The following is an 8942-nucleotide window of genomic DNA, read 5'->3' as shown; positions in this document are numbered from 1 at the left end:
ATGGTGGAGTAGGTCACGGCGATGGCCGCACGCACTGCCGTTTGCGCTTCCACGCAGACCGGCGTATTGAAGCCCCAGTTGCGGGTGCTGGTCTGGGCGCCGTTCGGCTCATAGCGTTTGGCCTCGTCGCACAGGCGGAATTCGTCGCCGTCCATGATGGGGACGGGGGCGCGGAAGTGGCTGTCGGCGCAGTAGCGCGCGCTCATGGCGTTGGTCCATGCCGTGGTTTCGGTGACGGCAATGGCGCCCAGCACGCGGTGGGTTTCCTGCGCTTCGCGGGTGTTGTTGATGGTTTCGCTATACAGGCTGGCAGGGCTGGTGCGCAGCACGCAGGCCTGTTCCAGTTCGTATTCGATGTGCAGCACTTCGACGATGCTTTCCACCCGGTCGGTAGCGCCGCTGGCCCAGATCAGGCCACAGCTGTCCTGCGGGCTGCTGCCTTTGCGGATGGAGAAATTGCCATCGTCCTGCAGGGTGCCGTAAAAACGGTTGCCCTTGGCCGTCATCTGGCTGCCCCAATGCCAGCCAGCGTTGTGTTCCAGGTCCGTGCCCTGATAGATGCAGAAATTGCCATCGCCTTGCACCAGGGCGAAGAAGGGACCCTCGGCCGGCTTCCTGGTGCTCTCCCACAGCAGGGCATCGGGATCGGTATCGTCGATGCCGCGATAGATGGCGAAACAGCCATCCTCGCGCAGGGTGGCGAAGAACAGGCCGTTGTCGGAGACGATGAGATCACCCACTTGCAGCACCTCGTTCATCGGCAGCACGCTGCTGAAGCGGCGTGCATGGGGCAGGGCCGGGGTGGGGATGTTGGCGACGATGGGCATGGTGGTCATGGCGGTATTCCGTTGCGTTGCGACTTATTGCCAGTATCCCGTGCCGCCCTGAAGGGCAACAGTCCAGTATCGTCTCAGTTCGGTATCAGATGGTATCGGCTTAATTAATTTGTAAATGAAAGAAACCGTGCGTTTTAATTTTTAATAAACTAATTTAAAATGCCGGCTCATGGAGCTGATCTATAAAACCGAGCGCACTTTGTTTGGCCTGATGCTGGGGTTGGCCCTATTATTCTGGGGCGCCTTGATTGTCATTGCTCCTTTTGCTGGAATGTTAATTTTGGCATTTCTGATATTGACCTTTGTATTTATCCGTTCTGCATTGGGCGCATGGGTCAAAGGTACTGCCGTCAAAATCACCTATCAGCAGTTCCCCGATTTGCGGGCGCGCGTCGACGTTTGCTGCGAGCGCCTTGGGCTGCTGGATAATCCCTGCGCTTATTTGCTGCAGCCGCGYGGCGGACTGGATGCGCTGGCCGCGCGTATTCTGTCCGATCGTTTTATCATCCTTGATAGCGCTATTGTGGAAGCGCTTGAAGATAAACCCAACGCCATCAATTTTTATATTGGCCATGAAATCGGCCATATCAAACTGCGGCATATGCGCTGGGCGTCATTGTTAATGCCATCGGCCGTGCTGCCGCTGCTTGGCGCGGCTTATTCGCGGGCCAGGGAATATACCTGCGACCGCCACGGTTTCCTCGCCTGCGACGATTTGCACAGCGCCGAACAGGGACTGGCCGTGCTGGCGGCATGCGGCCGCCGCCGTCAGCAACTGTCGCTCACCGCCTACGCCGGCCAGGCGCGCGAGTCGGCGGGATTCTGGATGTCGTTTCATGAACTGGTGTCGGACAAGCCCTGGCTGGTCAAGCGCGTCGCAGCCATACATGCACTGGCCGCCGGACGGCGTATCGAAGTGCCATCGCGTCATCCGCTGGCATATGTGCTGGCGCTGTTCGTGCCGCGCACCGGTGTGGTCGGCGGCGCCGGCGGCCTGCTGGTGGCGATTGCCTTGCTGGGCGTTCTGGGCACCGGGCTGCTGCCGGGCTACCGCGAGAACCGCGACCAGCAGCGCATCGCGAGCGCCGTTGAAGTCGGCAAAGATGCGACGGCCGCCGTGGAACGCTACTATTATGTGAATGGCCGCAATCCGGATAGCCTGGCCCAGGCGGGTTACGCGCTGGATGACCCGGACCGCGCCGTGGTGGATGTCCAGCTGGACGCCAGTGGCGTCGTGCGCGTGTTCCCGTCCGCCTATGAATGGCGCAGCAAGGCGATTGCTTTTGTGCCGGTGCAGGGCGCGGACAACAAGCTGTCCTGGCTGTGCGGCAGTTCCCAGATTCCGGCACATTTGCTGCCGGCCGAATGCAGAGGTAATTAAGGGATGGTGCCCCCACTCGAATTGGCCGCCAATGCGGTGATGACTGTATCGATCGTTCTCGCGGGCCGCAACAATATCCACTCCTGGTGGCTGGGCATTGTCGGCTGCGCGATGTTCGCGGTGCTGTTCTATTCCACCCAGCTGTATGCGGACGTGGCGCTGCAATTGTTCTTCATCATTACTTGCGTGATCGGCTGGGTGCAGTGGCTGCGCGGCGACCATGGCAGCGCCTTGCACGTGACCTCCGCCAATCCGCGCACGCTGATGTGGATGGCGCTGGTCGGCGTGGGCTCCACCGTGGTGTATGGGCTGATGCTGAAGCACTTCACCAATGCCTATGCGCCGTTTATCGACTCCTCGGTGCTGATGTTTTCCATCATTGCGCAGGTGCTGCTGATGGGGCGTCGCGTGGAAAGCTGGCCGGTGTGGATACTGGTGAATACGGTGTCCGTGCCGCTGTATGCCAGCCGCGGGCTGTATCTGACTTCGGCGCTGTACGCGGCGTACTGGATCAACGCCATCGTTTCATGGCGCTGGTGGCGCCGGCAGATGCAGGCGGCGTAGCATGACTGCGAAGATACCGTCCAGCGTGTGGGTCCTTGGCCTGGTCAGCATGCTGATGGACGTGTCTTCGGAAATGATTCACAGCCTGCTGCCGTTGTTCCTGGTTGGTCCGCTGGGCGCCAGTGTGTCGCTGGTCGGCCTGGTCGAAGGCCTGGCGGATGCGACGGCCTTGATCGTCAAAGTGGTGTCGGGCGTGCTGAGCGACCGGCTGGGCAAGCGCAAGGCGCTGGCGACGTTTGGCTATGGCCTCGCGGCCGCCACCAAGCCTCTGTTTGCGCTGGCGAACGCCTACGGCATGGTTGTGGCGGCACGTCTGCTGGACCGTATAGGCAAAGGCATGCGCGGTGCGCCACGCGACGCGCTGATCGCGGACATCACGCCGTCGTCCATTCGCGGTGCGGCCTTCGGGCTGCGGCAGGCGCTGGACACGGTAGGTGCGGTGCTTGGTCCATCGCTTGCCGTGGTGCTGATGCTGGCCTGGGCCAACAATTTCCGCGCCGTGTTCTGGGTCGCCTGCGTGCCCGCCGTGGCGTCGGTGGCGTTGCTGGTCATGGGCGTCACCGAGCCGAACGCGCCGACCAAGCCTGAGGACCGGCCGCATCTGAACCTCGATTCCTTGCGCCGCCTGGGGCGCGCTTTCTGGTGGGTGACCATCTTCGGCGCCGCATTCACGCTGGCGCGCTTCAGCGAAGCCTTCCTCGTGCTGCGCGCCCAGCAGGCCGGCGTGCCGCTGGCCATGACGCCGCTGGTGATGGTGGCGATGAGCATTTTCTACGCGGTCAGCGCCTACCCCTTCGGCAAACTGTCCGACAGTTTCGATCACCGCAAGCTGCTGGCGCTGGGGCTGGCGGTGCTGGTGGCGTCCGACCTCGTGCTGTCGGTGGACGGCAGCTGGCCGGTGCTGCTGTGCGGCGTTGCGCTGTGGGGTATCCATCTCGGCATCACACAGGGCCTGATGGCGCGCATGGTGGCCGATGCGGCGCCGGATGATTTGCGCGGCACGGCTTTCGGCTTCTTCAACCTCGCCAGTGGCATCGCCATGCTGTTCGCCAGCGTGATTGCGGGCCTGCTGTGGGACCACTTTGGCGCGTCGGTGACCTTCCTCACTGGCGCCGCGCTCAGTTTCGTATCGCTCRCTGCGCTGTTTTTCTCGAAGAAGTAGAATGGCCAGCTGCTCTTGATGCTGGAGATTCGAATGTCTGATTACACCCCTCCCGAAGTCTGGACCTGGAATAACCAGGGCTTTGGCACCAACCGTCCCATCGCCGGCGCCACGCACGAGAAGGAGTTGCCGATCGGCCGCCATCCGCTGCAACTGTATTCGCTGGGCACCCCCAACGGCCAGAAGGTCACCATCATGCTGGAAGAGCTGCTGGCGCTGGGCCATACCGGCGCCGAGTACGACGCCTGGCTGATCCGCATCAACGGCGAACAATTCGGCAGCGGCTTTGTGGAGGCCAATCCCAATTCCAAGATCCCTGCACTGGTGGACCGCTCCGGCGCGCAGCCGGTGCGCGTGTTCGAATCCGGCGCGATTCTGATGTATCTCGCGGAGAAATTCGGCGCCTTCCTGCCGGCCGAACCCGCGGAACGTGCCGAGTGCCTGTCCTGGCTGTTCTGGCAGATGGGCAGCGCGCCCTTTGTCGGCGGCGGCTTCGGCCACTTCTACGCTTATGCGCCGGAGAAGATCGAATACGCCATCAACCGTTATGCAATGGAGACCAAGCGCCTGCTGGATGTGCTGAACCGCCGCCTGGCCGAAAGCGAATACGTGGCCGGTCCCGAATACACCATCGCCGACATGGCCATCTTTCCCTGGATGGGCGGCATGGTCAAAGGATGGCTATACAACGGCGGCGGGTTCCTGTCCGTGCACGAATACAAAAACGTGCTGCGCTGGGYCGACGCTCTGCTGGCCCGCCCGGCCGTCCAGCGCGGCCGCATGGTCAATCGCACTACCGGCGAGCCGTCCCAGCAACTGCATGAACGTCACGACGCCAGCGATTTCGACACGAAGACACAGGACAAGCTGGCGCCGGTATGACCGCTACTTCAGCCGGAAGATGGCGTTGACCGACTGGCCAAATGGTATCGATATGGGCACCAGATACTGCGCCACATTCGCCGGGCTGACGGAATAGCTGGCGCTGGCGCGCGGTGCATAGCGCGGCGCAGGCTCCTGTGGCGCGAGGTAGGGCGCGCCAACCTTCTCAAGCGGAGCACGCGAAATAGCCGTCGCCGGTCCCAGCTTGCGGCCGAAGGATTCAGCCAGCAGTTCGCCATTTGTCCGCGCATCTTTTGCCGCATCCGCCATCAGGTCCTTATTGATGCGATCACGGTCAGTGCGATCGAAGGCGATCTTGATGCTGTCCAGGTGGTCGAGCGCAAGCAGTTCGGTCAGCACGGCACCCCATTGCGACAGATCGCGCACCTGCACACGGTACTGGCGGCTAAGCAGCCATGCTTGCGTGGCGCCGTCTGCAGCCGCTTGCGCTAGCGTGACGGATTTCTTACCCAGCTCGAAGCTTTCGACGTCCGTGTCCGGAATGGTGTGCGCGGCGAGGACTTTTTGTACGGTCGCTGCCAGGTTGTCCAGATCGGCGCTCGCTGCGTCGGTCATCACGTTCTGTGCGCCGATTTCAAATTGCAGTTCGCCGATATCCGGTGCCAGCCAGGTTTGCGCGCGGCCGCTGGTGGAGACGAAGGGATACTCGGGTAGAGTCGATGCCTGTGCAGCAAGTGCACTGCACAGCATCCAGGCGGCCAGCGCGCGGCGCATCAGTTCAGCAGCCAAACGTATTGCATCTGGGTCCAGGACTGGACCGGCTTGCCTTCGTTGACGGCAGGCGAGAAGTGGCATTTTGCGATGCCTTCCTGCGCCGCTTGGTCAAGTCCGGGGTAGCCACTCGATTTAACGATGGCGGAATCGAGCGCTTTGCCCTCTTTGGAAATCAGGAAGCGCAGCACGACAGCGCCCGTATGGCTGGCGTTGAGATCGGCCGCCGGCCACTCGGGTTTTGAGCAGGACTTGAAGTCCACGACAGCACGCTGCTCAGGCTTATCCACGATAATTGGTGCATTGGCTTCCGACGTCGCGTTGGCGATACTGCAGCCGGCTGTGATTGCGGCGAGGCCGAATACCGCGATGACGGCCTTCCAGTTGCTGGAGCTGCGTTCAGGTTGAACCAGGCGTTTAATGCGTACCATCAAATCTCCTCCATGTGCCCCAAGGGCTAGGTGGTGGTGGGAGAACTGGAGTTTTTCCAGTTCGGACAGTGCAAGGGCCAGGCGCCGCGGTTCGCCGGACAGTCTTGCGGCTAATTCGTCTGCTATCAATTCACGTTCGCTGCGGATGCGGCGCGACAGCCACCACACCACGGGGTGATAGAACAGCAGGATCTCGATCACGTTCTGCAGCAGGTTTACGAGGTAGTCGTGGCGCCTTACGTGTGCCAGTTCGTGGGCCAGCAGGGCTTCCAACAATTCAGGAGGCATGCCGGTCAGCAGGGCGCCCGGCACCAGCACGACTGGGCGCCACCAGCCGGCCGTCAATGGGCTCGCCAGCGTATGCACGATGCGCAGGCGCACGGGACGCTTGATGCCGAAGCGATCGGCCATTAGCGACAGGCGGGCTTGCCACTGCACGTCGATGTTGCCGCGGCGGGCGGCGCGCTCGATCCACAACAGGCCAAGCGCGGAGCGGGCGCTCAGGGCGACGATGCAGGCGAGCCAGAACACGACAACGCCGGTGAGATGCGCGCGCAGGGCGGCCAGCCATGCGGCGCTGAAGCTGGCCAGCGGGCCGAAGGCCGYGGCGCCGCTGCCAGGCGCCCCCAACACGGCGGCGGAGGAGGAGGGCGCGGACAGGCGCAGGGCCAGTCTGGCAGCAGGCCACGCGGCGCACATCAGCAGCGCGACGCACGCGACCAGATAGCGCTGCGAGGCCGGTGCGCGGCGCAGCAGTACGAGCAGCAGCGCGGCGGCAGCGCCAATCAGTCCGCCTTGCCAGACGAAGTGCACCAGCGCCCAGCCGATCGCTTCGACGATGGCCGCGTTCATTGCTGGTCTCCGTCTTTCAGCAGCTTCTCGATTTCTTCGCGTTCCTTTTTGCTGATGCCGCTGCGCAGAGCCGTCAGTACCAGCGCCTTGGCCGAGCCGGAGAAGGCGCGCTGCAGCAGGTCCTGCAGCATATTGGTCTGCATCGCTTCCTTGCCGACGGCGGGCGCGTAGATGTGAGAGCGCTGGCTTTCGTCGCGTATCAGCAGGCCTTTGCCGTGCATGATCTGCATCAGGCGCAGCACGGTGCCATAGGCGATGTCGGGACGCTCTTGCAGCATGGATTCGTGCACCTGCTTGGCGGTTGCCGCGCCGAGGGGCCAGATGAATTGCAGCAGGTCCAGTTCCGCTGGAGTCGGTTTAGGTGGCGTGYTCATAAGTCCAGAATAGTCTGTCTAGACAAACTTGTATACTTCTTTGTTTGCTAACGCTGCAGGCTGTGGCGATTTATAGACAATGCTGTCTATATGTGGTTTTAGGTATAAGCAATCGCGTTTTAATTCGTTTCAGAAATGAAAATCCTTGGATATAGTTCACTAATGTTCTATTCCAGCCACATCTCCCAGTCCAACATCCTGTACGCGCCGCCCTGCATGGTGCCGTACATGTGCCGCCGTACCTGACCCCCGCAGTACCCCGTTCGCGTAAAAACACTGTCCCACAAGGACGGCGTGGCCGCGCACATCCACTTTCCACCAAGAGAAAAACATGATCAAACCACTCAGCATCACTTTGGCCATTGCCGCCGCATTCCCGCAAATCGCCGCTGCGCAGGAAGAGGAACTGGCGCGCGTTGTCGTTACCGGCTCGAATATCCGCACCGCGCAGAAAGAGGGCGCCAGCGCCGTGCAGGTGTTCAGCGCGAAGGATCTCGCCGCTACCGGCAAGACCAACGTCGCGGACATCCTGCGCACCATTTCCGCCAACAGCGGGAACAGCTACAACGAGCAATACACGGGCAGCTTCTCGGCCGGTACGGTGGGCCTGTCGCTGCGTGGCCTGGGACAGAAAAACACGCTGATCCTGGTGAACGGCAAGCGCGTGGCAAGCTATGCGACCGCGCAGGATTTGCAAGACACCTTCGTCGACCTGAATAGCCTGCCGATGGCGGCCGTCCAGCGCATCGAAGTGCTGAAGGATGGCGCGTCCTCCGTGTACGGTTCGGACGCCGTGGCGGGTGTGGTGAACATCATCCTCTACAAGGAATTCACCGGCACCGAAGTGAGTGCGCAAGTGGGCAGTTCGACGCAGGGCACGGGCCAGGTCGAGCGCAGCGCCATGCTGCAGACAGGCTTCGGCAGCCTGGATGAAAAAGGCTGGAGCATCGTGTTCTCGCTGGATGCGCTGAAGCGCGACAAGCTGCAGCAAAGCGATGTGTCGTGGATGCGCGATTCCGATTTCCGCGGCAATGCGAACGGCACGCTGGCCTGGGTGCCGACCAATTACGTCGGCAACGATCCGACCCGGTTCCTCGGTGGTGCGCAAGGGCCTTTGCAGGTAAAGCCTTACGGCGACATCACGCCGGGCAAGACGGGCAATGTACTGGCCTATAACCCGGCCGAATTCCGCACCCTGATTCCAGGCGTGGAGCGCGTCCACACATCGCTGCGCGGGACGCTGAAGCTGAACGAGAACACCGAGGCCTATGCGGAAGTCCTGTACGGCTATTCGCACGCCGACGAAACTTTCAGCGCGCCGCTGACGGTGGGCAGCGGCCTGCGCGCATGGAACAATGGCAGGCAGGCGCTGGATACGATCAATGTGGTGCTGCCGGTCGGCCATCCGAATAATCCGGGCAGCACGCCGCTGCCGTTTAACGCGACCTTGTTCGATCTTGGCCCGCGCATGAAGCAGGACAAGGTGGACTTCTACCGCGCCCTGACTGGCGTGAAGGGCGCATGGTCCGGCTGGGATTACGACGTTTCGATTGGCCGCTCCGGCAGCAAGCTGAAAGAGACCGTGCAGAACTTCGTCAATCGCTACGAATTTGAGAAGGTGCTGGCCGACGGCAGCTACAACTTCGCGGATCAGTCGAAGAATAGCGAAGAAGTGCGCAACCGCCTGCGCCTGTCCACGCTGCGTCCGGCCGATTCGACGCTGACCAC

Annotated in this window: 9 protein-coding genes and 1 pseudogene; 6 read left to right on the top strand and 4 right to left on the bottom strand. The window is 62.0% G+C overall.

Going from position 1 to position 8942, the window contains the following annotated elements; genetic code table 11:
• Positions 1-836: hypothetical protein (locus AB4Z11_RS13750; RefSeq protein WP_442025809.1), on the bottom strand; the 836-nt coding region annotated here is incomplete at its 3' end.
• A 169-nt stretch (positions 837-1005) separates the two neighbouring features.
• Between AB4Z11_RS13750 and AB4Z11_RS13745 the strand changes: the two are divergent.
• From AB4Z11_RS13745 to yghU, 5 genes and pseudogenes are all read left to right on the top strand, one after another.
• A pseudogene (locus AB4Z11_RS13745) lies at positions 1006-1389 on the top strand (peptidase M48 family protein); the annotation flags it as partial.
• A gap of 69 nt (positions 1390-1458) precedes the next feature.
• Complete coding sequence (locus tag AB4Z11_RS13740; RefSeq protein WP_442025810.1) at positions 1459-2217, top strand: hypothetical protein; 759 nt, start codon at positions 1459-1461, stop codon at positions 2215-2217.
• Between the two features lie 3 nt (positions 2218-2220).
• Complete coding sequence (gene pnuC / locus AB4Z11_RS13735; RefSeq protein WP_442025808.1) at positions 2221-2781, top strand: nicotinamide riboside transporter PnuC; 561 nt, start codon at positions 2221-2223, stop codon at positions 2779-2781.
• Position 2782: 1 nt separating this feature from the next.
• Positions 2783-3943, top strand: coding sequence for an MFS transporter (locus AB4Z11_RS13730; protein WP_442025807.1), 1161 nt, complete (start codon positions 2783-2785; stop codon positions 3941-3943).
• Positions 3944-3976: 33 nt separating this feature from the next.
• Positions 3977-4825: a glutathione-dependent disulfide-bond oxidoreductase gene (gene yghU / locus AB4Z11_RS13725; RefSeq protein WP_442025806.1), complete on the top strand. Its 849-nt coding sequence runs from the start codon at positions 3977-3979 to the stop codon at positions 4823-4825.
• 3 nt (positions 4826-4828) lie between these two features.
• On the opposite strand, the gene AB4Z11_RS13720 is transcribed toward yghU, so the two are convergent.
• The 3 genes from AB4Z11_RS13720 to AB4Z11_RS13710 are packed head-to-tail and all read right to left on the bottom strand — an operon-like array spanning position 4829 to position 7214.
• Positions 4829-5575 carry an SIMPL domain-containing protein gene (locus AB4Z11_RS13720; RefSeq protein WP_442025805.1) on the bottom strand — a complete coding sequence of 249 codons (747 nt, stop codon included), beginning with the start codon at positions 5573-5575 and terminating at the stop codon, positions 4829-4831.
• Positions 5560-6840, bottom strand: coding sequence for a TonB family protein (locus AB4Z11_RS13715; RefSeq protein ID WP_442025804.1), 1281 nt, complete (start codon positions 6838-6840; stop codon positions 5560-5562). The genes AB4Z11_RS13720 and AB4Z11_RS13715 overlap by 16 nt, the downstream gene beginning before the upstream one ends.
• Positions 6837-7214, bottom strand: a complete 378-nt coding sequence (locus AB4Z11_RS13710) for a BlaI/MecI/CopY family transcriptional regulator (RefSeq protein WP_442025803.1) — start codon at positions 7212-7214, stop codon at positions 6837-6839. Before AB4Z11_RS13710 ends, AB4Z11_RS13715 begins: the two co-directional genes overlap by 4 nt.
• Positions 7215-7545: 331 nt before the next feature.
• Here AB4Z11_RS13710 and AB4Z11_RS13705 point away from each other — a divergent pair.
• On the top strand, positions 7546-8942 hold a 1397-nt coding region (locus AB4Z11_RS13705), incomplete at its 3' end, for a TonB-dependent receptor plug domain-containing protein (protein ID WP_442025802.1).

This window comes from Pseudoduganella sp. RAF53_2 (genome assembly GCF_052113985.1).
GTDB lineage: Bacteria > Pseudomonadota > Gammaproteobacteria > Burkholderiales > Burkholderiaceae_D > Rugamonas.
The sequence above is the reverse complement of the archived record's forward strand: the minus strand, read 5'-3'. Positions and strand labels throughout refer to the sequence as shown.